General features: G+C 41.5%; 22 protein-coding genes. 10 read left to right on the top strand and 12 right to left on the bottom strand.

Going from position 1 to position 22,298, the window contains the following annotated elements:
• Window positions 1-10: 10 nt before the first annotated feature.
• The 5 genes from ACOOEY_RS17510 (at window position 11) to ACOOEY_RS17490 (ending at window position 2,992) form a co-directional block, all read left to right on the top strand.
• Window positions 11-910 (top strand): HNH endonuclease, encoded by a 900-nt coding sequence (locus ACOOEY_RS17510; RefSeq protein WP_420386022.1) that lies wholly within the window; start codon window positions 11-13, stop codon window positions 908-910.
• A complete protein-coding gene (locus ACOOEY_RS17505) occupies window positions 891-1,247 on the top strand; it encodes a nucleotide pyrophosphohydrolase (protein ID WP_420386021.1) in 357 nt (118 codons plus the stop codon). The genes ACOOEY_RS17510 and ACOOEY_RS17505 overlap by 20 nt, the downstream gene beginning before the upstream one ends.
• A 153-nt stretch (window positions 1,248-1,400) precedes the next feature.
• Window positions 1,401-2,012 (top strand): DinB family protein, encoded by a 612-nt coding sequence (locus ACOOEY_RS17500; RefSeq protein WP_420386020.1) that lies wholly within the window; start codon window positions 1,401-1,403, stop codon window positions 2,010-2,012.
• A 135-nt stretch (window positions 2,013-2,147) separates the two neighbouring features.
• Window positions 2,148-2,339: a hypothetical protein gene (locus tag ACOOEY_RS17495; RefSeq protein ID WP_420386019.1), complete on the top strand. Its 192-nt coding sequence runs from the start codon at window positions 2,148-2,150 to the stop codon at window positions 2,337-2,339.
• A gap of 131 nt (window positions 2,340-2,470) precedes the next feature.
• Window positions 2,471-2,992 carry a hypothetical protein gene (locus ACOOEY_RS17490; protein ID WP_420386018.1) on the top strand — a complete coding sequence of 174 codons (522 nt, stop codon included), beginning with the start codon at window positions 2,471-2,473 and terminating at the stop codon, window positions 2,990-2,992.
• 22 nt (window positions 2,993-3,014) lie between these two features.
• On the opposite strand, the gene ACOOEY_RS17485 is transcribed toward ACOOEY_RS17490, so the two are convergent.
• Window positions 3,015-5,378, bottom strand: coding sequence for an ABC transporter permease (locus ACOOEY_RS17485; protein WP_420386017.1), 2,364 nt, complete (start codon window positions 5,376-5,378; stop codon window positions 3,015-3,017).
• Window positions 5,379-5,458: 80 nt separating this feature from the next.
• Window positions 5,459-6,490, bottom strand: coding sequence for a formylglycine-generating enzyme family protein (locus tag ACOOEY_RS17480; protein ID WP_420386016.1), 1,032 nt, complete (start codon window positions 6,488-6,490; stop codon window positions 5,459-5,461).
• A gap of 142 nt (window positions 6,491-6,632) precedes the next feature.
• Between ACOOEY_RS17480 and ACOOEY_RS17475 the strand changes: the two genes are divergently transcribed.
• A complete protein-coding gene (locus tag ACOOEY_RS17475) occupies window positions 6,633-7,160 on the top strand; it encodes a GNAT family N-acetyltransferase (protein WP_420386015.1) in 528 nt (175 codons plus the stop codon).
• A gap of 12 nt (window positions 7,161-7,172) precedes the next feature.
• Here ACOOEY_RS17475 and ACOOEY_RS17470 read toward each other — a convergent pair whose 3' ends face one another.
• Window positions 7,173-9,401 (bottom strand): Tex family protein, encoded by a 2,229-nt coding sequence (locus ACOOEY_RS17470; RefSeq protein ID WP_420386014.1) that lies wholly within the window; start codon window positions 9,399-9,401, stop codon window positions 7,173-7,175.
• A gap of 114 nt (window positions 9,402-9,515) precedes the next feature.
• Here ACOOEY_RS17470 and ACOOEY_RS17465 point away from each other — a divergent pair, with 114 nt between their 5' ends.
• From ACOOEY_RS17465 to ACOOEY_RS17455, 3 genes are all read left to right on the top strand, one after another.
• Complete coding sequence (locus ACOOEY_RS17465) at window positions 9,516-10,142, top strand: alpha-ketoglutarate-dependent dioxygenase AlkB (RefSeq protein ID WP_420386013.1); 627 nt, start codon at window positions 9,516-9,518, stop codon at window positions 10,140-10,142.
• Window positions 10,118-10,663, top strand: coding sequence for a pyridoxamine 5'-phosphate oxidase family protein (locus ACOOEY_RS17460; RefSeq protein WP_420386012.1), 546 nt, complete (start codon window positions 10,118-10,120; stop codon window positions 10,661-10,663). The genes ACOOEY_RS17465 and ACOOEY_RS17460 overlap by 25 nt, the downstream gene beginning before the upstream one ends.
• Before the next feature lie 93 nt (window positions 10,664-10,756).
• Complete coding sequence (locus ACOOEY_RS17455; RefSeq protein ID WP_420386011.1) at window positions 10,757-11,383, top strand: hypothetical protein; 627 nt, start codon at window positions 10,757-10,759, stop codon at window positions 11,381-11,383.
• A 108-nt stretch (window positions 11,384-11,491) separates the two neighbouring features.
• Here ACOOEY_RS17455 and ACOOEY_RS17450 read toward each other — a convergent pair whose 3' ends face one another.
• From ACOOEY_RS17450 to cmk, 9 genes are all read right to left on the bottom strand, one after another.
• Window positions 11,492-12,610 (bottom strand): AEC family transporter, encoded by a 1,119-nt coding sequence (locus ACOOEY_RS17450; protein WP_420386010.1) that lies wholly within the window; start codon window positions 12,608-12,610, stop codon window positions 11,492-11,494.
• A 15-nt stretch (window positions 12,611-12,625) separates the two neighbouring features.
• The gene (locus tag ACOOEY_RS17445; RefSeq protein WP_420386009.1) at window positions 12,626-13,807 is read right to left on the bottom strand and encodes a pyridoxal phosphate-dependent aminotransferase; all 1,182 of its coding nucleotides are present in this window, start codon (window positions 13,805-13,807) and stop codon (window positions 12,626-12,628) included.
• A 366-nt stretch (window positions 13,808-14,173) separates the two neighbouring features.
• Entirely contained in the window at window positions 14,174-14,788 is a 615-nt protein-coding gene (gene nqrE, locus ACOOEY_RS17440) for an NADH:ubiquinone reductase (Na(+)-transporting) subunit E (protein ID WP_420388664.1), read from the bottom strand.
• Between the two features lie 8 nt (window positions 14,789-14,796).
• Complete coding sequence (locus ACOOEY_RS17435; protein ID WP_420386008.1) at window positions 14,797-15,462, bottom strand: NADH:ubiquinone reductase (Na(+)-transporting) subunit D; 666 nt, start codon at window positions 15,460-15,462, stop codon at window positions 14,797-14,799.
• A 12-nt stretch (window positions 15,463-15,474) separates the two neighbouring features.
• Window positions 15,475-16,254 carry an NADH:ubiquinone reductase (Na(+)-transporting) subunit C gene (gene nqrC, locus ACOOEY_RS17430; protein ID WP_420386007.1) on the bottom strand — a complete coding sequence of 260 codons (780 nt, stop codon included), beginning with the start codon at window positions 16,252-16,254 and terminating at the stop codon, window positions 15,475-15,477.
• Complete coding sequence (locus tag ACOOEY_RS17425; RefSeq protein ID WP_420386006.1) at window positions 16,241-17,458, bottom strand: NADH:ubiquinone reductase (Na(+)-transporting) subunit B; 1,218 nt, start codon at window positions 17,456-17,458, stop codon at window positions 16,241-16,243. The genes nqrC and ACOOEY_RS17425 overlap by 14 nt, the downstream gene beginning before the upstream one ends.
• A 5-nt stretch (window positions 17,459-17,463) precedes the next feature.
• Window positions 17,464-18,831 carry a Na(+)-translocating NADH-quinone reductase subunit A gene (locus tag ACOOEY_RS17420; protein WP_420386005.1) on the bottom strand — a complete coding sequence of 456 codons (1,368 nt, stop codon included), beginning with the start codon at window positions 18,829-18,831 and terminating at the stop codon, window positions 17,464-17,466.
• 140 nt (window positions 18,832-18,971) lie between these two features.
• Window positions 18,972-19,865 carry a 4-hydroxy-3-methylbut-2-enyl diphosphate reductase gene (locus ACOOEY_RS17415; protein ID WP_420386004.1) on the bottom strand — a complete coding sequence of 298 codons (894 nt, stop codon included), beginning with the start codon at window positions 19,863-19,865 and terminating at the stop codon, window positions 18,972-18,974.
• A 13-nt stretch (window positions 19,866-19,878) separates the two neighbouring features.
• Window positions 19,879-20,562 carry a (d)CMP kinase gene (cmk, locus tag ACOOEY_RS17410; RefSeq protein ID WP_420386003.1) on the bottom strand — a complete coding sequence of 228 codons (684 nt, stop codon included), beginning with the start codon at window positions 20,560-20,562 and terminating at the stop codon, window positions 19,879-19,881.
• A gap of 85 nt (window positions 20,563-20,647) precedes the next feature.
• Here cmk and ade point away from each other — a divergent pair, with 85 nt between their 5' ends.
• On the top strand, window positions 20,648-22,270 hold the full coding sequence (gene ade, locus ACOOEY_RS17405; protein WP_420386002.1) for an adenine deaminase: 1,623 nt from the start codon (window positions 20,648-20,650) through the stop codon (window positions 22,268-22,270).
• Window positions 22,271-22,298: the final 28 nt, after the last annotated feature.

Genomic DNA, 22,298 nt, shown 5'->3' with positions numbered 1-22,298 from the left:
ACTGTAAAGCATGTTTGCAATATCACCAACAGATCTTGACTGGTTCAACTATTTAAAAAGCAATAATCATACTTATAAAGTAAACTTCTGGACCCCTACTCCCTGGAACATAAGTAAACTAAGCAAAGGTGACCATCTTTATTTTATGCTTAAAGCCCCAATTAGAAAAATAGGCGGCTTTGGAATCTTTGAAGATTATAAAACATTATCATTCGATGACGCCTGGAATCAATTTGGACTCAGTAATGGATGTGGTAGTAAAGATGAGTTACAAGAGAAACTATATTTATATAAGAACAATAGAAGTAATAATTTAAAGAATAACAGTTCTACACAGTTAGGCTGTATCATATTAAAAACCCCGATATTCCTAGATAATGAACATTTCCTTGACCTACAGAATTTTGACATATCCTTTTCAAGACACATCGTTAAAATAAAGTATTATCTCGACCATGACCCTCTAATTAATCATATTATCTCTAATCAGAGCTCGAAGGATTTTCACCTTGTCGATCTTAACCAAAAAAAGAGTAAACAAACCATGGTTAAAGAGAGAAAAGGCCAAAGTCTATTTCGATTTACAATCTCTGAGGCATACAAACACCGATGTTGTATTACCGGAGAAAAAATCCCAGAATTATTAGAAGCTGCACATATACAACCCTATATTAATACTAACTCAAACCACGTTAAAAACGGTTTATTGCTTAGAACTGACCTACACAAACTCTATGACAGTGGACTCTTATTTATTGATGAAAGCTATACGGTTCATATAAGTCAATATGTGAGGTCTCACTATTATAATCAGTTTCATCAAACAAGAATAGAATTACCTAACAACGAGAATGATCATCCATCCAAAAATGCTTTGAAATTGAGGCGATATGAATTTAGACAGAAATAAAGACTTCGAACTACTGAAAGAACATGTAATAAAGTTCAGAGAAGAACGTGATTGGCATCAGTTTCATAAGATTAAAGACTTATTGCTAGGACTCAATATAGAAGTAAGTGAGCTACAAGAATTATTTCTATGGAAGAGTGACGAGCAGTTAAAAAACTTAGAAATTGACAAGATTGAAGAAGAACTTGCAGATATTTTCATATTTCTAATTTATATAAGCGAGGAGTATGGTATTAACATACTAAAGGCCGCTGAAAAAAAGATTAAACTAAACGAAATAAAGTACCCAATCAGTAAGAGTAAAGGCTCAAATAAAAAATATACTGATCTGATCTGAGACAAACCATTCAATAAAATCCATCATCATCTTTAACTTTTGATTAACAGATGGTTAACCCATTCGAGTATTTCAATTCTGTAATTTTGATGACAATGTCCCGGCTAGGAGATGTTCATCGTCATGGACTAAACAAACTCAAAAACAGAAATCATGAGAATCAAATTATTATGCTTATTAATGGTCGCTGGTTTATCGTTAAACCTTTCGGCTCAAAGCTCCCTTAGTAAAGAGGAAAAGGACTTTGCAATTCAATATATGAATGAGTCTACGGACTACATGCTCTCCACCCTTCGAGGTCTGTCAGAAGAACAACTAAAATTTAAACCTGATGCTAACAGTTGGTCAGTCGAAGATTGTCTCAGGCATTTAATGATATCTGAGCAGGCTATCTGGACGGCTTTTGTTGAAACACCCCTCAAAGGCTCAGCAGACCCTGACAACCGAGATGCCCTGCAATTGTCTGATGAACAAGTGATACAGTTTATTACCAGCAGAGAGCGAAAGGCCAAAACCAGCGAGCAGGCAGAACCTCAGAATATAGAGGGAGACTACAAGGATGTTTTGAAGGACCTTAAAAAATTAAGATCGGCTCATGCTAAATGGCTGAAGTCAACCGATGAAGACTTAAGAAACAGAGTAGCTGATTCACCCCTGGGGAAAATCGACCTATATCAAGCAGTTCTACTCATTTCAGGTCATGTAAGAAGGCATACTGATCAAATGAAAGAAGTAATGAGCAGTGATGCATTCCCTAATCAATAAATCCTTTAACTCACTTTTAGAGGGTATCTCAATAATTCAGGCATGCCTGTTTTTGAGATACTCTTCCTACTCTTACGCTATTTTATCTCTCAACTATTTCCTTTATAATCGCCTTTACTAAAAACAGAAACGATTATGGGACTATTCTGGGATTTGATTCAACAAAGTCAAATTAGCGAACAACAAAACAGAGCTCAGTCATTGGAGGAGCGAATTTATTACCTTGAAGATGAGCTTCACAAGACGAAAGTGCTACTTGTTAAGACGCTCAAAGCGCTTGAGGAACACATAGGCAAAGACATTGATGGAGATGGTCAGGCAGGATGAACCCCGGGTAATATTTAGGAGATAAAAACATAACATATTCACTATCAGGCTTTAACATATAAAAAATAGGTGATTCCCTTAGTTATTAAATAAATTTTATATGTACCTTTCAAATTCTGAAACCGTGAATTATGCCTCGTTCAACTGTTAGACAATTCACACACATACTTCTTGCGAGCCAGGTTGTCATCTTCTGTTACCTGACATTCGGGTCATTAGAAAGCCCTGAAAAACTCAAGGATCTTCTACCCAAGGAGCTCAATAAACTGAAGTTTGAAACGACTCTTTCCAGCTTTTTAAAAAAGCATCCAAACGCTCAATTACAGGAGAATAACGGCAATTTCAGACATGTTTATCTCGAAGAAATTGACTCTAAACTGATATCCTCAGTAGTTTATTATTTCGATGCTGATGGTTCCTCCCCCCTATATGAGATTATTGTAAATTTTAAGGATGAGGCTGTCATGGAGCTACAGGCCAATATTCTTCTGGGAGCTCCTAATTATTCAGGCAAAGACGGCAACAGTAAAGAATGGAAGTTTGACATCAAGGAGGACTATCCCTTGCATTGCTGGACATATCGCAATAAAATCATCTATGTTCTCCCCCTTCTCGGAACTGAATGGAATGAAAACGGGAGTGTAGATTTGTAACTCCCCTCTTCAACACATACTCCTATTCTTCCCTCAAGGCCTCTACAGGATTAATTCTTGATGCCTTTATCCCAGGATATAAAAGGGCAATTGTAGACAGGCTAAACATAATGAGTATAGTCAATGCCACTTGTCCCACTCCTATTTCAATGCCGTATTGATAACCGTTGAGCCATTGTTGAGAAAAGTAAATACCCAGAGGTATCGCTACTAGTGCAGCCAGGAAACATACGACAGCAATCGGTCTGGCTATTTGTCCAATGATATGGCTCAATCTGGCACCTATGGCTTTTCTTACACCAATCTCCTTTCTTTTCTGATCAGCATAGTAATAGGTAAGTCCAAAGATGCCCAACGCGGCAATTGAAACCAGCAACAAGGTCGCCCACTGATAGAACTTCCCTTTCTGAAAGTCATCTTCATAAGCTCTGTCCAGCACGTCTTCCATCACCCGATAACTCAACTGACTTCCGGGAAAGAATTCAGTCCATGTGCTTTCCATTTCAGAGAGAATAGACTCAAGTGAATTACCTTCCACCCTGATTGACATATTATTATATCCACCCATCTCATTCTGAAAAAGAACTATAGGTTCTATGCTCTGGTGCATGGTAGTATAATGATAATCCGATACCACTCCGGCAATTTGATAGGTTAGTGAAGTATCCCGGAAGGTATAGGTCATTTGTCTTCCTAATGCATCCTGAAAGTCTTTAAAACCCAGGCTTTCAACAGCCTGCACATTGAGAATAATACCTCGGTTACTTTCACGGATATTTTCACCGGCCAGTAAGGTCATTTGATTAGTTTCTATAAAATCGGGATCAATGAAATTGATATTGAGCATATGATTTACGGAACCCGTATCCATTTGAACTGCGAAATTGGCTTTACCCTGATTTCCGAAAATAGTGGACTGAGAAACACTGGTATTCTTTACTCCGCTAATACTCTCAAAAGCATTTTTGATGGTAAGCGCCTGTTCATAACCCTGAATACCATTAAGGTTAATAGCGATAAGGCCATCATTCTCATAACCCAAGTCCAATTGATTGATGTAATTCAATTGATTAGAAATAACCATGGCATTCAATATGAAGAAACCAGCCAGCGCAAACTGTAAACCGATAAGTCCCTTCTTAAATATAGTACTGAACTCACCTTTCTGACCTTTCACCTGACGGCTTGAAACTTTCATCAGACCGATAGATGTAATCGATGCCAGTGCCCAGAAACTCAGCAAGATTCCGGTCAGCATCCAGATAAACTTATCTTCTGCCAGCCAGGCTGTCTTCAGTGTCATACTGGTATAGGCCTCAAGCTCTGTCAGGGTTAAATGAACCAACAAACCACAAAGCGCTACCGCAGGCAGTAAAACCACCAATGCCTCAAAAGAGGTTTGTAACACATTGCTTAAAGCTGTCTGTCCAAGTGCTCTCTTGATAGACAGTTCCTTCATTCTTTGAGCAACCAAAGCCGTTTGCATGTTGAAGAAGTTAATGAATGTAGAACCGATGATAAAGGCAGCCAATACACCGAGTACCCACAGTGTCTGTTTATCGTGCTTTTGACCTGCATCAAATTCAAGGCCTCTGATCAAATGAATATCTTGGAATGCCTGAGCTTCATGGACAATTACCTCTCTGATATTCTCTGGTAAAACCTCCTGAAAATGTTGGTTGAGCTTATCCTGCAATACTGACTGATCAACCACTGAATGGGTAAGCAAATAGGTTTCCAAACCTGGCATAATGGATGCATAATTGGTGTTGTGCAAAGGTTCTATTAAACTAAAATCTCCCAGCATAGGAGGCCTGACGGATACATTGGTAGGATAGCTCTCATAAACACCTGCAACTCTGAAGCTCCTGTTACCAAATGGTCCGGCAGCCTCAATAATCTCTCCTATGGCATTTTCATTTCCAAAAAACCGCTCTCTTGTCCTTTCGCTTATCAACAAATCATTTGGTCCATTAGGCAATTGACCTTCCATTAGTTTTACCTCAAAAGCCAGGTAATAAGCTGCATCAGCAAAGAGCATTGCTTCATTGGAAAAAGTCTTATCTCCTATTTCCATATTGGCTTGTAGAAATCTTGTCCGAATTGTTGCCTCTACTTCCGGTAGGGATGCCGCCAGATTATTCCCAGTCATGGCAGATGATGAAGCAAAGTGCCTGGCACCATTGGGTAAATCGATTTTTGTAGTCAGGCGATAGATTCTGTCACCTTGGAAATGATATCCATCATAATTGAGATCATGCCATAAAATTGACATAAGGAGTATGGCTCCGGTAAGACCCAGGGTAAAACCAAAGAAATTGATGAAGGAAGGAATTTTGTGCTTTCTGACCGACTTGAAAGCAAACTTGAGATGAGCTTTGAACATGTTGAGTTGTTTGACCCTGAATCTATGCAGAATTAGTCATTCAAACAACTAACAGTATAGTTTATTAACTAACTCATTAATCATAGATCCTTTACACACCTTAAGCCTACATGTCCAAAACCCGAGTCTCTTGTAGATTTCATTCTTCGACTCACTCGATAGCCACTGCAGTAGCTGTCACTACAGAGAAAGGATCCCCCTCTCATGACAAACTTCTCAACATAAGGTTCCATGGGGTCGAATGATGATCTGGGGCCTTGAGGATTAACCAATTGCTCTGCTTCAGACATTTGACTGTAGGCTTCTACATGGTATTTATCCTGGCACCATTCCCATACATTACCAGCCATATCATACAATCCATATCCATTGGGCGCATAGCTTTTAACCGGTGCAGCATTTAGATAGCCATCAGCCTCGGTATTCTCATATGGAAACAATCCCTGCCAGAAATTAGCTTTATCAGTAGCATTATCCACTGCCACATTACCCCAGGGATAAACAGGGTCATCAAGTCCACCCATGGCGGCCCATTCCCACTCTGCTTCGGTAGGAAGCCTTTTGCCTGCCCATTTAGCATAAGCTTTGGCATCATCGTAGGCAATGTGTACTACGGGATAGTCCATCTTACCTTCCAGATTTGATCCCGGTCCAAAGGGATGCCGCCAATTGGCCCCAACAGTCCATTTCCACCATTGACTCTCGTAGTTGAGATTGACGGGACCGTCAGTTGCCTGAAAAACAAGTGACCCGGCTTTCAACAATGAGTCAGCCGGCTTAGGTGTTTCGGGTGGAAGGCCCTTTTTGAGTACTTCCCAATCAATGTCCTTTTCCGCAATAGTTACATAACCTGTTGCTTCTACAAAAGCCTGAAACTGCCGGTTGGTCACCTCCGTTTCATCCATGAAGAATCCAGCCAGCTCAACTTCATTTCTCGGGAATTCATCTCTGTCAGCCTGAACAGTTTTTCCTCCCATGCTAAAATCACCGGCAGGAATAAAGACCATCCCCTCCGGAGGAGTTACCTCTTCCCTATTCTTTTGATTGGAACTACAAGAGAAAAGTACTGAGAGCGCCACAAGAAGCATTAAAATCTGAGTGAACTTCTTCATTACCCAAACCTATCAAAAACTGACGATTGAGCTTAGCATTCGATCTCTTTTTCATCTCTTCTTATTTACAAGCGCAGGCTTTTGTCTCCAACATTACAACCAAACCGGCCTATCAGGAGTCTAATAGTTTTTAAGCCAAAAAATGAAAATTGCTGCTCACATTGAATATCGGCCGGCATATCCGGATGATATTGAGAGACTTATTGTATTGCTCCATCAGGTCTATATTCAGACCTATGCAATTGACGGAATCACACATGAATTCACCGAATTTATTAATCAACGATTCTCAAAGTCCTATCTGAACGAGTCCATTAGCCATAATCCAAATCAGTTCATTGTGGCTTATTACAAGAACAACCCGGTGGGTATTACCGAAATACTATTAAACAGGGCCTGCCCTGGTTTGCAGAAAGAGTTACCCGAACTCTCAAAGCTTTATGTATTGGAGAGATTTACAGGTACAGGTGTGGGATTTGGTTTATTACAGCAGGCCGAACTGAAGTTAAAAACTGAAGGGTTCAACGAGTTATGGCTCGAGGTTTGGCAGGAAAACCCCAGAGCCCGTACATTCTACGAGCGCCAGGGTTTCTCGGTCATTGGTGAAAGCCTTTTCCCAATGTCAGAAAATACTTACCATAATTTCGTGATGCACAAAGTCCTTTACTAAGAGCCAATCAGACTATTTGCCAAACTTGCCTTTTAAAGCAGCTAATTTGGCCGCCATATCCGTTTCTGGCTCCTGTCTTCTTCTTGGTGCTTTAGATTTTTTAGGTTGAGGCTTAGACTCTCCTTTCATGGAAAGAGATATTCTTTTTCTGGCCACATCTACTTCCGTTACAGTAACCATTACTTTTTGCTGTACTGCCACCACATCGGCCGGATTGCTTATGTATTGATCAGCCATTTGGCTAATGTGTACCAAACCATCTTGATGCACCCCAACATCGACAAAAGCTCCAAAGTTGGTTACATTGGTCACTATACCAGGAATCTTCATACCGATTTTCAAATCCTCAATATGATTGATGCCTTCGGCAAAACTAAATACCTCAAACTGCTCTCTGGGATCACGACCAGGCTTGGCCAATTCAGCCATAATATCCTTCAGCGTAGGCAACCCTATATGATCGGTTACATATTTCTTAAGATCGACCTTGCTTCTCAATGACTCATTTTTTACCAGGTCCGCTACTTCACAGTTAAGGTCTTTAGCCATCTGCTTCACTAATGCATAAGCCTCCGGGTGTACAGCACTATCATCGAGTGGATTCTGAGCTCCTTTGATTCGCAGAAAACCAGCTGCCTGTTCAAAAGCCTTATCGCCCAATCGTTGAACATTTTTGATGGCTTCTCTATCCCTGAAAGGGCCATTCTCATTTCTATATTCTACAATATTTCTGGCCAGCTGTGCTCCAAGACCTGCTACGTAAGTGAGTAATTGTTCTGAAGCGGTATTGACTTCTACGCCAACAGCATTCACACAGCTCATTACAACATCATCCAGTGATTTTCTCAATGCCGACTGGTCGACATCATGCTGATACTGGCCTACCCCAATTGACTTAGGGTCGATTTTCACTAATTCAGCCAATGGATCCATCATTCTTCTACCAATAGATACTGCTCCTCTTACCGTTACGTCATGGTCAGGGAATTCATTTCTGGCAATTTCTGAAGCAGAATAGATAGATGCTCCACTTTCGTTGACCACTACCACCATCACTGAAGCTGGTAGTCCAATTTTCTTCACAAATTCTTCTGTTTCACGGCTTGCCGTTCCATTTCCGATAGCAATGGCTTCAATCTGGAATTTTTCGACCAAGTGACGAATGGAAGCCGCTGATTCGGTAGTTCTTCTTTGCGGCTCATTAGGAAAAATAGCCTCATAATGAAGGAGTTTACCCTGTGCATCGAGACAAACCACTTTACAACCTGTTCTAAACCCGGGGTCAATGGCGAGTACTCTTTTTCTACCCAAAGGTGCTGCCATTAAGAGTTTATGTAAGTTTTTGGCAAAAACCTCAATAGCTTCCTCGTCCGCCTTCTTTTTGGAAAGCATACGCATTTCTGTTTCCATGGAAGGACTCAACAGTCGCTTATAAGCGTCTTTCACAGCAAGCCTAACCTGCTCAGAAGCAGCATTATGAGCTGTCACAAACTGACGTTCCAGCATGTTGATAGCTTCTTCTTCAGGAGGAAGTACATCCAGCATCAAAAACAATTCTGACTCTCCGCGCCTCATGGCCAACACCCTGTGAGATGGAGCATCTTTCAATGGCTCTTCCCACTCGAAGTAGTCTTTGTACTTCTGCCCTTCTTCTTCCTTGCCTGTATATACTCTCGACTTGATGGTTGCATTTTTCTGAAAATACTTTCGCATCTTTTCCCTTGCTTCAGCATTCTCATTAATAGTCTCAGCGATAATATCTCTGGCACCCTGCAGGGCTTCATCGATCGATGAGACTCCTTTTTCTTCACTGATGTATTGAGCCGCTTCACTTTCTACATCAAAAGACTGTTGCTCATACAGCTTATTAGCCAAAGGCTCCAACCCCTTTTCTCTGGCCATTGAGGCTCTGGTCTTTCTTTTGGGCTTGTAGGGCAGGTAAATATCTTCCAGTGCAGCCATGGTTTCTGCTGCATTGATCTGCGCTTCTAACTCTGGGGTCAACTTCTCCTGGTCTTTGATAGACTTCAGAATAGTCTCTCTCCGCTTATCGAGTTCCTTTAATTGTTGCAGACGATCTCTTACAGCGGCTATCTGAACTTCATCGAGGCTACCTGTCAGCTCCTTTCTGTATCTGGCGATGAATGGCACGGTTCCTCCTTCATCCAATAACTTAATAGTAGCTTCAACCTGTCTTGGGCCAACAGCTATCTCCTGAGCAATTAATTGAGCGTATGACATATTCTAATTTTTTGAGCGGGCACAAAACTAAGGAAAGATGTGTCAATGAAAACGATCGGATTTAAAGTTTTAGTGACTAATCATTAGCTTCGTTTCTTCAATGAATATTAACACATGGATACCAGTACTTTAAGTTGTCAAGTCAAATTTATCCCCAATTTTATAGATGCTGAAACCGCATCGAACCTATTTCAGGTCTTAAAAAATGACTACCTGCTAAACGATGAGTTTCTTTCGTCCCAACCCGAGGCTTTGCAAATTCCTGAGGTCAGGAAGGTTATGTTTATGGATAAAGAACTCTTTTCTGAAAATGTCCTTCCTCCTGAACATTGGGGAAATACCGCGCCCTGGTTCGAGGCACTTGAGGCCATAAGATATCGTGTGGAGCAAGAGCTACAATGGGCATTTCATACAGGAGTATGTCTCTACTACCGAAACGGTCAAAACAGCATGGATTTCCATTCTGATTATGAGGCATTTGGAAGTACTGAAGTGATTGCCTCTATTAGTCTTGGGGCAGAAAGGTTATTCCAATTACGAGATATTAGAACTAAAGAAGTCTACGAGGAACTTTTACCACATGGAAGCCTATTTGTAATGGGAAAGGGATGTCAGGAAAATTATGAACATGCTTTGGCCCGCAACCCTGAATGTTCTGAGCCACGCATTAATATTACTTTTAGAACTTTCCGTCACGAAACTCAAAACCTACACTTATGGCAAAATTCTACGAATCACTAAGCCCACAACTCACTGAATTCATCGAAAATCAAAAGGTGTTTTTTACCGGCACAGCTGCTGCCGAGGGCCGGGTAAATGTATCACCTAAAGGAATGGACTCTTTCAGGGTATTGTCTCCCACTCAGGTAGCATGGCTCAACCTTACAGGGAGTGGCAACGAAACTGCTGCTCACCTCAAACAAATCAACCGGATTACCATCATGTTCTGTGCATTCGAAGGAAAGCCACTCATTCTAAGGTTATTTGGAACCGCAAGAACCATTCATGAGCAAGACGCAGACTGGGATAAGTACTACGCAATGTTTCCTCCCAGCAATGGGGCGCGTAATATCTTTGTTGTTGACCTCAGCTCTGTGCAGACCTCATGCGGATTCGGGGTACCTCTAATGGATTATAAGGAAGACCGCCCTGTTCTGGCTGACTGGGCAGAAAGAAAAGGCAAAGAGGGTATCAGAGAGTACTGGAATGAGAAAAACCTGATAAGTATCGATGGTTTACCTACGGGTCTTCTGGATGACTAGTTGTGCCTATTCATGACAACCCTAAACAAGAATTGTGTGTCATTAGAGCATCAACACGTTTTTACTTAAATTCGTGAGCATTATTAAGAGACTATGAAAAAAACACTATTGCTATTATTAAGTGCGGCCTTAATTACGGCCTGTGGTTCAGATACAGTTCCTTTTGGCGGAGGCCAGTCCGAAGAGTTATTGGTTGTTGGTCAAACAGATCAACCAGGAGTCACTTATAATGACGATATAACATCCATCAGCTTTACCCAAACCAATCAGGTGGGTGATTCGACTTATTTCGAAGCTGACCTTGACATTGATGATAACAGTTCTGTCGATTTGCGATTCACTCTGATTAAATGGTCTGACCTGCAGGTTCTCCTATTAAGAGGTAGAAATGGAGTAGAGATTCCCTTCTCAGGGAATGAATTCGAAATCCTAGAGAATGAGGCTGTCATTCCTGGCCTTAGTCTCTTACAGGAGGGTACTCAAATCAATTCATTGGTTACCAACTATAGTACCACTGAAGATGGTTTTGTGACTTACACCAGGGCTAACTCTGTGAGTAGTTCTTCCAACATGGCTATCTGGAATAACACAGTTTATTTGCCTTACCAAGCAGTATCCGGAGCATTTACAGGATGGGTAGGTATCAATATTATCTCGAATGCCGGTGTGCAAATTGATGGTATTGGTATCGATGTAATTGCATACAAGGTCACTAACTAAAAAGCATTTAACCTCAAAGCGAAAAGCCCCTCTCCAGGGGCTTTTCTTGGTTGACACTACATAAAACACAATAAATCAACATGACTTTATTGAGGTTTTTATCTTAATTCACTCCGTCTGCTCTATTAATTTCTTATTCTCACTCATCCCCCAATTAATTCCACCACTTGCCAGTTTCCTAATCAACTGAGCAATCAGGGCTATACCAAGTAGAATCACACCCGCCATTGATGAAATAACTGGCTTGGCAAAAAGACTTCCACTGGAGAGAATACCCAGAATCAGCGTAGTCGAAATCGGAAGAGATAAGGCCAATACCAGAATGGCATACTCAGGGTCAAATGTTTTTACTGAACCCTTCTCCTTTTTACTGAAAATGGAAAGATGGGCAAATGGCCAGAAGCTGCAGGAGCTCAAAGGAAAGACCATGATCAGGAGTATAGTTGCTTCACTATTAATACCTGTCACAAGAACCAGTGCCGTGCTAATGAGCAATGTAATACCTGCTCTGATCAGGAGTACATTGAGTATAGGCCAGAGACTCTCTTTTTTTAGTTTTACGGCCAGACCTATAAAGAACAGCACCAGTGGAGTCATTATCAGACTAAGTCTGCTAAAAGTATCTCCTAAGAAAGAAGGCAAATTATCGAAACCAACCCCGAAAGACAGGAGTATAATGGCCAGGCCAATCACCAGATTGATTGGTTCACTGATGAGAGACAGAAAGAGCTCTTTCATCTTTCCTTTAGAACTTCCGGTACCTTCATCATGAAACCGGTAATACATGTTCATAGCCACTACATAAAGAAAGATGAGTACAAAAAATTTATTGCCTACATCTGCCAGCGCAGCATCAGCCAGACTGCTTTCACCCAGGTATTCTAAGATGAAAGGAAAGCAGGATAAACCTGGCGCAAGTGAAGGCAACAGGAGTCTGAGCGTTCTTCCCTTCGATGAATCCGGATCAATACCCGTTAGCTTCGAAAGCATTGGTGTCAAAAAGTACAGCAGAAAATTAAAGAGCAAGGCCAACACGGGCATGATCAGCATATTGGTACTCATCTCCACTCCCATCAACGCCACGAAAATGGTAGATGGCAAGGCAATGGTGAGTATCAAGTTCTTAATACCATTTACCTGATCCTGACTGCCAAACTTCCTTTTCAGTAAGAAGCCAATCAGAATAAAGGATAAGAAAGTAAAGGTCTTTTGTAAAGCTGGATCCATTGAAATCTATCTTCTCTATTCCATTACCTTACCTAAGGCAGACGTAAACATTTCCATTTCCTTCATGGTGCCCATACTTACACGGCACCAGGTCTTGTCATATATCTCAAAGGATCGCACACCAATTCCCTGGGCCGACATTTTTTTCAGAAACTCTCTACCCTCCATTTCTTCCTGAGGGAATATCATGAAGCTTGTATGAGATGGCACTGGTTCAAAACCCATGCTTTTCAGAGTTGCCGCGGTATAATCTCTTGCTTCTTTATTCAGTTGCTTTGACTTCTGCTGAAATTCAACATCCTCCATACTGGCAATAGCCGCGTGAATAGAGGTATTGGAAATACCCATCCCCCCTCTGGTAATGCTTTGGATAGACTCCAATGTCTCCGGCAAAGCTGCCACATAGCCAACTCTTAATCCGGCCATACCGTGAATCTTTGAGAAGGTTCTCGCTACGATCACATTCTTCCCTTCATTTAGTAATGAGACCATGCTCTTACCATTTTCTCCATCAACAAAGTCAAGATAAGCTTCGTCTATAAAGACAGGTACCTTTTCAGACACTCTCGAACAGAAGTCATAAAGCTTCTTGTATTCAGTAATTGTCCCTGTTGGGTTATTCGGGTTACAGATGTAGACCAGCTTCGTATCACTATCTATTGCTGCCTCCATCGCTTCAAGGTCATGAGACCAGTCCTTTTTGAGAGGAATACCTTTCCAGTCTGCTCCAACCGATCTGGCGACATTCATTAGTGACATATAAGAAGGATCAGCAGAAAGAACCGTTCCACCCTTCATAAAGAGTACCAGGGCAAACTTCTCCAGTAAATCAGAAGAGCCCGGCCCCATCATCAAATATTCTTTTGGCACACCTTCCTTTTCAGAAATCTTATCCATCAGTACCGACAGTTGTCCCCAGCCATAACGATTGCCCTGTAAAGCCACAGATTGCAATGCTTCAACAGCCTTTGGAGAAGGACCGTAAGGGTTTTCATTGGCATTTAGTTTAGCCAGAATCTCCGCTTCTAAAGGAGCGGTATGTTCTCTAAAAAGAGGAGTATAAACAATTCGACCTGACTTGTCGAGTGTGATTGGCTTGCTTGATTCAGCCCATGATAGTTGAGGAAGCATAGCTGCACCACCCAGTGATAGCAGACCAGTTTTCAACCAACTTCTTCGATTAAATGATTGTGACATGACAGACGTGTTTTTAGTTAATGTTGATTAAGGCGATTCGTTATTCTAAAATTAGGGACGAAGAGCCGATTTGCCTGCCTGTTCTGTAAACATCTCCATATTCGGTTAAAATTGAAACTGAAAACGTATGCAATCCTGACAGACGGACAAACATTGATTCATTTTTAAACCAATAATCAATGAATATACATTTTTCATTTTAAAACGAGTTAATATTTGAACCGAATTATCAGGAAATACAGGCTAATGGAAAAATTGGGTTTAAGAATAAGGCCTAAAAACAATCGTTGACGGTAAGTTGAAAACTTTGGGCATAAAAAAAGCCTCACAATGTGAGGCTTTCTATATTTTAAAGAGAGGTAAATCTTAGATTGAAATACCCATAAAGCTCATAAATGCAATACCCATCAAACCGGTGATGAACATGGTTAAACCAAGTCCTTTCAATCCATCAGGCACATTAGAGTATTTCAACTTTTCTCTGATAGCAGCCAGAGCCACAATAGCCAGGAAGAAACCGATACCGGAACCGAATCCGAATACAGTTGCCTCACCGATTGAGTAGTCTCTCTGAGCCATGAAAAGTGACGAACCCAGGATTGCACAGTTTACCGCAATCAATGGCAAGAAGATACCCAAAGAACCATAAAGAGATGGGGAGTACTTCTCAATAGTCATCTCAACCAACTGCACCATAGCAGCAATGATGGCGATGAACATGATAAATCTAAGGAATGATAAGTCTATAGTTGCGAAGCTGGCACCTAACCAAGAAAGGGCACCTTCTTTCAATATAAATTCATTCAATAACCAGTTCATTGGAACTGTCATACCTAATACGAATACTACAGCCAGTCCAAGACCGAATGCCGTAGATACCTTTTTCGATACTGCAAGGAAAGAACACATACCTAAGAAGTAGGCAAATACCATGTTCTCAATGAAGATCGACTTAATACCTAAATTCAATAAATCCATGATATATACTTTTAGTGTTCTACGTAACCTGATTTAGTTCTCTGTACCCAGATAATGAATCCAAGTACCACAAATGCTCCTACTGGAGATACCATCAAACCATTGGTAGCGAAGTTTTCAATACCCATGGCTTCAAATACCGGATATCCGAAAACGTTACCGGATCCCCAGATTTCTCTGAAGAAGGCCACGGTTAGGATAATCCAGGAATACCCCAGGCCTGAGCCTAAACCATCCAACATAGAGTCATAAGGCTTGTTACCCAATGCAAAGGCTTCCAGACGTCCCATTACAATACAGTTGGTAATGATCAGACCAATGAAAACTGACAGCTCTTTGTACATATCATATGCATAAGCTTTCAGCACCTCATTCACCAAGGTTACCAGGGTGGCTACTACTGCCAACTGTACGATAATACGTACCCTTGTTGGAATAGCATTTCTCATTAATGAGATGATTAGGTTTGAAAACATCAACACCAGGGTTACGGAAATAGCCATAACCAGTGTAGGTTTCATTTGAGTCGTTACCGCCAATGCAGAACAAATACCCAGAACCTGGATGGTAATCGGGTTGTCGTCACTTAAAGGATCAGTAACAAATTTCTTTCTTCTCTTCGATAGTAAGGATTCTTTCTCCTTGGCTACCGGTGCTTCTAACGTTTCAGTACTCATTATAATTACTGTTTAGTTATTCTCTAAATTCATTGTCATGGTGCCAGAACCACTTTTTACATTCTTGTCGAAGTAGTTCTGATAATAACCGAGGTAGTTTTCCAGCATACTGTTCACTCCATTGGCAGTCAATGTTGCACCAGCCATACCGTCTACTTTGTTGGCACCGAGATTAGACTCAGGATTGTTCTCTCCTTTCACCATCTCAACAGAAACAAATTCACCCTGACCATTGTAAAGCTCTTTACCCTGATATCTTTCTTGAATTTCATCTGAAGTGATTCTTGCTCCCAGACCCGGAGTTTCACCTCGGTGATCGAAGCTTACTCCAACCACGGTTTCCAAATCTGGCGCTATTGCCACAAATCCCCAAATTGCATCCCAAAGTCCTGCACCAAAAGTAGGGACTATGTAAGCCTCCTGACCGTCAGCACTGTACTTAAATACAGGAAGCATTCTCTGCTCAGCTGGTTTTTTGTAGTTCTTCTCAATGTTTACATTCTCAGCTACGATGGGCTCGCCCTTCTCATTGGTAGTCACCAGACTTCCATTATAGTCGGTCACTTCAGAAGTAATCACCTCACTGTAACGCGTAAGAATTTCTTCGGCTGTCATGTTAGCCAAAGCGGCTTTCTCTGAAGGGATAGCACCCAAAATCTGTTTTTTAGTATCCAGATCGACTGCTTTTTTCTGAGCAGGTCCCAATACCTGGGAAACACCTGACAATAACCCTCCTAACACTACAGTAAGGATTACAGAGAAAACGATGATATAAGTATTAGACTGTCGCACGGGCCAACCTCCTTTTCTTGTTTGCTTGTACTACGTAGAAATCGATCAGTGGTGCAAAGACGTTCATTAAAAGAACTGCCAGCATAATACCTTCAGGATATGCAGGGTTCACCACTCTAATTATTACCGTAAGAGCACCTATTAGTACTCCATATATCCATTTACCGGTTTCAGTTTGTGAAGCCGATACAGGATCTGTAGCCATAAATACAGCACCGAAAGCCAAACCACCCATCACCAGGTGATACTCTGCCGGAATTCTCATAAATTCATTAGCATCAACCACATTGAATAGTGTTCCCATAGCAAAAGCACCAGCGAATACACTCACAATGATCTTCCAGCTTCCCACTCCTGTTGCAATCAAAATAATTGCTCCTAACAGCGCCATAAGCGTTGAAGTCTCTCCGATAGATCCAGGTATACCTCCAATCAGCATATTCTGGAAACTAAAGAAGTCTCCACCAAACGGTGCGGCCAGTACACTATTAGCTTTTGCCAGTCCTTCAGTAACAACAGTTCCAACATTAGATGAATCATAGGCAACAGCCAGTGCAGTTGCACCAGAGTAACCATTCACTGCAGTTTCACCAGACAGCTGAGTCCAGACATCACCTGAAATCTGAGAAGGATAAGCGAAGTAAAGGAATGCTCTGGCTGTCATAGCCACGTTCAATACGTTCATTCCGGTACCTCCGAAAATCTCTTTTCCTACCAATACTCCAAATACAGTAGCCAAAGCTACCTGCCACAATGGAATCGTTGGAGGAACAATAAGCGGTATCAACATACCGGTTACCAGGAAGCCTTCATTGATGGGGTGCTTTCTGACAACTGCAAAAATCACCTCTACAATACCCCCTGCGGCATATGAAACGATTACGATAGGAAGTACCCATCTTAATCCGAATAACAAATTATCTACAGAAAAGAATGAAGTCGCTTGACCAACAGCCACATGGTGTTGATAACCTACGTTGAAAATACCCCAGATAAGACAAGGGATCAGTGCGATGACCACAGTCATCATCATTCTTTTCAGGTCAACTGCATCGCGAACCTGCACCCCTTTATTCTTGGCAGTACTGGCTGGCGAAAACAAAAACGTTTCCTGTGCTTCGAAGAGGTAGTAGAACTTCTCGAGTTTACCGCCCTTTTCAAACTTAGGCTTTTGTTTCTCTAATAAATCGTGTAAAAACTTCATTCCAATTAACCGTTTTGCATCAATTCAATCCCTTCTCTAACAATCTGTTGTACATCATGTTTCGACACATCAACATATTCACACAGGGCTAAATCTTCTTCAACTACCTCGTAAATACCAAGGGCTTCCATATTATCATAGTCTTCGGCCATGATGGCTTTGATCAAGTAAACCGGATAGATATCCATTGGGGTTACTTTCTCAAAAACGCCTGTTTCAACAAAGGCACGTGGCTCACCATTGGTATTGGTGTCTAACACATACTCTTTGTCTTTACCATTAAGGAATGAGAATAATCCCCAGGCTCTGTGGAAGCTCAGCACATCTTTCTTAGGCTTAATCCATCCAAGGAATTCTGCATGATCTCCTTCAGGAAGTACTGAAAGCAGATTATCATAGAAGCCTAAATAACCATCCTTTTCAACTTTTTCACCAGTGAGAACATTGCCTGAAATAAATCTGACATGATCCTGCTTCAGGTTACCGTCTACCAGCTTATTTACACAAGCTCCGGTGTAAGTCTTGATATATTGTGGGTCTTTCAATTCAGAGCCAGCTACAGCTACAACTCTGGAAGCATCATATACTCCTTTGCTGAAAAGCTTTCCGATCTGAGCTACACCAAATGGAGTAACAGTCCAGACCAAATCACCTTTTCCGATTGGATCGATATGGTGAATCTGCACACCCACATTACCTGCCGGATGCGGGCCGCTTACCTTATTATGTTGAATACCTTCAATATTGGCGAACACTGAAGAAACCTCACCATTCAGGTCATGATTCAGATGGATAGGCCCTTCCGTAAATTTCTTCAGGATTTCTATACCGGTTCTGAAAGCCTCTTCTTCTCCTTTTAGGGTGAAAGCCGGATCGGCAGCCAATGGATGTGTATCAAATGCAGAAATGAAGATAGATTTCGGTGAATCTTCTTCATTGGCAATTACTCCGTAAGGTCTTTGAATGATATTGGCCCAAACACCACCTTTTGTCATCTGAGCAACAGCGTCTTCTCTGGAAAGACCTTTGATGTCAGACACATTATAAGTGTTGAACTGTTCATATTCAATTTCCTTGTCGGCCAGGATCTTAATTTCGAGTAGTTTCCTCTTGGCTCCCCTCTTCACTTCGACTACTTCACCGCTAACCGGAGAGCAAATCATCACATTTTCCTGCATTTTGTCATATAAAACAGGACTTCCAGCCTTCACGTTATCGCCCTCAGCTACCAAAAGCTTAGGTCGTTTCATTCCAACAAAGTCAGTGGGTTTGATAGCAAACGTTTCCGAAGGAGGAGTATTCGCGATTTTCTTTTGCGCTTTCCCGGCAAGGTTGATGTCAAAGCCTTTTTTAAGCTTTATGATTTTAGACATACTGTATTAAGTTGCGAATCACTAAGGTTGATCAAAATCGAGGCAAAAATACAACTTTTGCACTCAAAAGAAAGGTTAAACCTCCCTTTTCGGTGCGCAATTTAGTCCAAAAAACTTGCTATTGAAATGTAGATTGAAATTTATATTTCAACGGTTTCTTCGAAGTGATTTTCAATGTGTTTCGCCACATTTTGCATGAGCCACATTGGTGTAGAGGTTGCACCACAAATACCAACATGATCTGTCGGGTTAATCCAGCTAAAATCTACCTCTTCTTCATTCTCTACAAAGTAGCTTCTTTCATTCTGCTGTTTACACACTGAATACAATGCCTTGCCATTAGAGCTCTTCTTGCCACTCACGAAGATAATTACATCTACTTCTTCCGAAAATTTGAGTAGTTGGGGCTCTCTATTGGAAACCTGACGACAGATGCTGTCATTGGCTGAAAAATCAACTTCTTCCAACTCACCTTTTTGTTCTTTGATTCTGCTTTCAATCAGTTCACGGATATGATAGAAGCCTTTCGTGCTTTTGGTTGTCTGTGAGAACAGAGTCACCGGCCTGCTGAAGTCAATCTTATCCAGGTCGGCTTCTTCCATTACAATAATAGCCTCGTTGTTTGTCTGACCAGTCAAACCAACCACTTCGGCATGGCCCATTTTTCCGTAAATCACAATCTGCCCATTAGCTCTTTTCATCTTGTCATGGGCTAACTTAACACGGTTTTGGAGTTTGAGCACAACGGGACAAGAAGCATCCACCAACTCGATATTATTCTCCAGTGCCAATTGGTAGGTTTCCGGTGGTTCCCCGTGGGCACGGATAAGTACTTTAGAGTTCTTCACCTGCTTGAGCTGGTCACGGTCAATAATCTTCAATCCTTTTTCATTCAGGCGCTTCACTTCCATACTGTTATGGACAATATCTCCCAAACAGTATAAAGAACCTTCCTGCATCTCGTCTTCTGCCATCTGAATAGCAAACTCAACGCCAAAACAATATCCGGAATTTTGATCTATCGTAACCTGCATACAAACACTCTATCTATTCTGCCTCAATGCGTTGCTGTGCCAAATCTAACACTTTTTGCACTTGGTCTTCAAACTTTAAATCAGAAGTATCTATCTCCACAGCATCCTCTACTTTAATCAGTGGACTCTCCTTTCGGGTGGAGTCTATTCTGTCTCTTTCTTCAAGATTATTGATGACCTCATTTAACTCAACATGCTGACCCTTCTCTGCCAGTTCTGCCTGACGTCTCCTCGCTCTTACTTCAGTTGATGCGGTCATAAACACCTTTAGTTCAGCATCAGGAAAAACAACAGAACCTATATCTCTTCCATCCATTACCACCCCGCTGTCTTTACCCATTTGCTGCTGTTGTCTGACCATGGCTACTCTTACCTCTTTAATGGCAGCAACCTCACTCACATGACCTGCAACGCGCATTGACCTGATCTCTTCCTCAACATTCTGTTCATTCAAAAAGGTTTCATTTTTTTGAGTATCAGGGTTATACTGAAAATCGATCTTGATATTCTCTAAGGCTGCATTTACCTGAGCCGAATCATGGAGATCTACCTGATGATCGAGCATATACAATGTCACTGACCTGTACATGGCGCCTGTATCAATGAATTTATAGCCCAGTGTTTTGGCCACAGCTTTGGCAGTACTGCTTTTTCCACACCCTGAAAGACCGTCAATGGCAATGTTGATTTTATTCATTCTCAAAGTTTGCGCAAAGGTAAGGCTCAAAGTTTTATGTTCTAAGGCTTTTGTCTGAACTTAGCCGTAGCAACTTTTGAAACAGATGAAAATATCCGGTCATATAGTCGATGTAAGAAACAGACGCATTTTCGATGGTGAATTATCTATTGAACGAAACCGCATTACTTCCATAGAAGCCAGAGAGCAGGTCGATAATCAATTTATTCTACCGGGCTTTGTCGATGCTCATGTTCATGTAGAAAGCTCCATGCTCGTTCCCTCTGAATTTGCCCGACTTGCCGTAGTACATGGCACTGTTTCAACTGTTTCTGACCCTCATGAAATTGGCAATGTTTTAGGAGTGGAAGGAGTGGAATACATGATCGAGAATGGCCATAAGGTGAATTTCAAATTCAACTTTGGAGCCCCCTCCTGTGTTCCTGCAACTACTTTTGAAACAGCAGGTGCTGAGATCACTCCCGAAGAAGTAGAGTATCTCTTGAAAAAACCGGAAATCAAGTATCTGGCTGAAATGATGAACTGGCCAGGGGTTTTATTTAAGGATGAAGTAGTCTATCAAAAACTGCAGATAGCCAAGGAACTGGGTAAGCCTATTGATGGCCATGCTCCTGGACTAAGAGGTGAGCAAGCTGAAAACTACATTAAGGCCGGAATTAGTACAGATCACGAATGTTTCACGGCTGACGAGGCAAGAGACAAGCTGAAACACGGAATGAAAATCGCCATTCGCGAAGGGTCAGCTGCCAAAAACTTCGAAGCACTGGTAGAACTGTTTGCAGAAAGCCCTGAAATGCTCATGTTCTGCTCTGATGATAAACATCCTGACAACCTGGTAGAAGGTCACATCGATGTTTTGGTGAAAAGGGCATTGGACAAAGGGTATGATATTTTCGATATTCTTACTGCAGCCTGTATTACTCCCGTAGATCATTACGCTCTGGAGGTTGGAACGCTACAGCCAGGAGACTATGCCGACTTTATTGTAGTGAATAACCTCCATGATTTTAAAGTCTTAGCTACTTATATTGATGGTCAACAGGTAGCTGAGCAAGGTAAGTCATTGATTCCACAGGTTGAGAACAAGATCGTAAATCAATTTGACTGTTCACCAATTGCCCCGAAAGACCTTAAAGTGAAGGCCGACTCTGACTCTGTTAATGTCATAGAAGCCCTGGACGGACAGTTGATTACCAACTGCCTTCCTATGAATTGTAAAAAAGATACGGAAGGATATGCCGTTTCTGATACCAACCAGGACATTCTCAAAATGGTGGTACTGAACAGGTATCAATCGGCCCCACCAGCTATTGCCTTTATTAAAAACTTCGGTTTGAAAGAAGGAGCGATTGCTTCTTCTGTCGGACACGATTCACATAATATTATAGCAGTTGGTGTGGATGATGAGTCTTTGGCCAAGTCGATTAACCTTATTATTAAGGAGCAAGGTGGAGTGAGTGCCGTCAATGGACAACAGGAAATGATTCTTCCATTACCAGTTGCCGGAATTATGTCTGATAAAGATGGTTATGAAGTGGCAAAACAATATACCGCCATTGACAGACTCTCTAAGGAAATGGGTAGTTCACTCAACTCTCCTTTCATGACCCTCTCCTTTATGGCACTGCTGGTTATTCCAAAATTAAAGCTGAGTGATTTAGGCTTGTTTGATGGAGAAAAGTTTGAGTTCAAATCTCTTTTCAACTAAAATTAACTAATCCATTAGTTTGAAGTAA

The organism is Roseivirga sp. (assembly GCF_965216855.1).
In the GTDB taxonomy this organism is placed as follows: Bacteria; Bacteroidota; Bacteroidia; order Cytophagales; family Cyclobacteriaceae; genus Roseivirga.
This window is presented reverse-complemented; position numbering and strand designations above follow the sequence as displayed.

Bases quoted from the DNA above. Each gene is read 5' to 3' on its own strand.
- ACOOEY_RS17510 (WP_420386022.1), top strand. From the start codon at position 11: ATGTTTGCAATATCACCAACAGATCTTGACTGGTTCAACTATTTAAAA.
- ACOOEY_RS17505 (WP_420386021.1), top strand. From the start codon at position 891: ATGAATTTAGACAGAAATAAAGACTTCGAACTACTGAAAGAACATGTA.
- ACOOEY_RS17500 (WP_420386020.1), top strand. From the start codon at position 1,401: ATGAGAATCAAATTATTATGCTTATTAATGGTCGCTGGTTTATCGTTA.
- ACOOEY_RS17495 (WP_420386019.1), top strand. From the start codon at position 2,148: ATGGGACTATTCTGGGATTTGATTCAACAAAGTCAAATTAGCGAACAA.
- ACOOEY_RS17490 (WP_420386018.1), top strand. From the start codon at position 2,471: ATGCCTCGTTCAACTGTTAGACAATTCACACACATACTTCTTGCGAGC.
- ACOOEY_RS17485 (WP_420386017.1), bottom strand. From the start codon at position 5,378: ATGTTCAAAGCTCATCTCAAGTTTGCTTTCAAGTCGGTCAGAAAGCAC.
- ACOOEY_RS17480 (WP_420386016.1), bottom strand. From the start codon at position 6,490: ATGAAGAAGTTCACTCAGATTTTAATGCTTCTTGTGGCGCTCTCAGTA.
- ACOOEY_RS17475 (WP_420386015.1), top strand. From the start codon at position 6,633: ATGAAAATTGCTGCTCACATTGAATATCGGCCGGCATATCCGGATGAT.
- ACOOEY_RS17470 (WP_420386014.1), bottom strand. From the start codon at position 9,401: ATGTCATACGCTCAATTAATTGCTCAGGAGATAGCTGTTGGCCCAAGA.
- ACOOEY_RS17465 (WP_420386013.1), top strand. From the start codon at position 9,516: ATGGATACCAGTACTTTAAGTTGTCAAGTCAAATTTATCCCCAATTTT.
- ACOOEY_RS17460 (WP_420386012.1), top strand. From the start codon at position 10,118: ATGGCAAAATTCTACGAATCACTAAGCCCACAACTCACTGAATTCATC.
- ACOOEY_RS17455 (WP_420386011.1), top strand. From the start codon at position 10,757: ATGAAAAAAACACTATTGCTATTATTAAGTGCGGCCTTAATTACGGCC.
- ACOOEY_RS17450 (WP_420386010.1), bottom strand. From the start codon at position 12,610: ATGGATCCAGCTTTACAAAAGACCTTTACTTTCTTATCCTTTATTCTG.
- ACOOEY_RS17445 (WP_420386009.1), bottom strand. From the start codon at position 13,807: ATGTCACAATCATTTAATCGAAGAAGTTGGTTGAAAACTGGTCTGCTA.
- ACOOEY_RS17435 (WP_420386008.1), bottom strand. From the start codon at position 15,462: ATGAGTACTGAAACGTTAGAAGCACCGGTAGCCAAGGAGAAAGAATCC.
- ACOOEY_RS17425 (WP_420386006.1), bottom strand. From the start codon at position 17,458: ATGAAGTTTTTACACGATTTATTAGAGAAACAAAAGCCTAAGTTTGAA.
- ACOOEY_RS17420 (WP_420386005.1), bottom strand. From the start codon at position 18,831: ATGTCTAAAATCATAAAGCTTAAAAAAGGCTTTGACATCAACCTTGCC.
- ACOOEY_RS17415 (WP_420386004.1), bottom strand. From the start codon at position 19,865: ATGCAGGTTACGATAGATCAAAATTCCGGATATTGTTTTGGCGTTGAG.
- cmk (WP_420386003.1), bottom strand. From the start codon at position 20,562: ATGAATAAAATCAACATTGCCATTGACGGTCTTTCAGGGTGTGGAAAA.
- ade (WP_420386002.1), top strand. From the start codon at position 20,648: ATGAAAATATCCGGTCATATAGTCGATGTAAGAAACAGACGCATTTTC.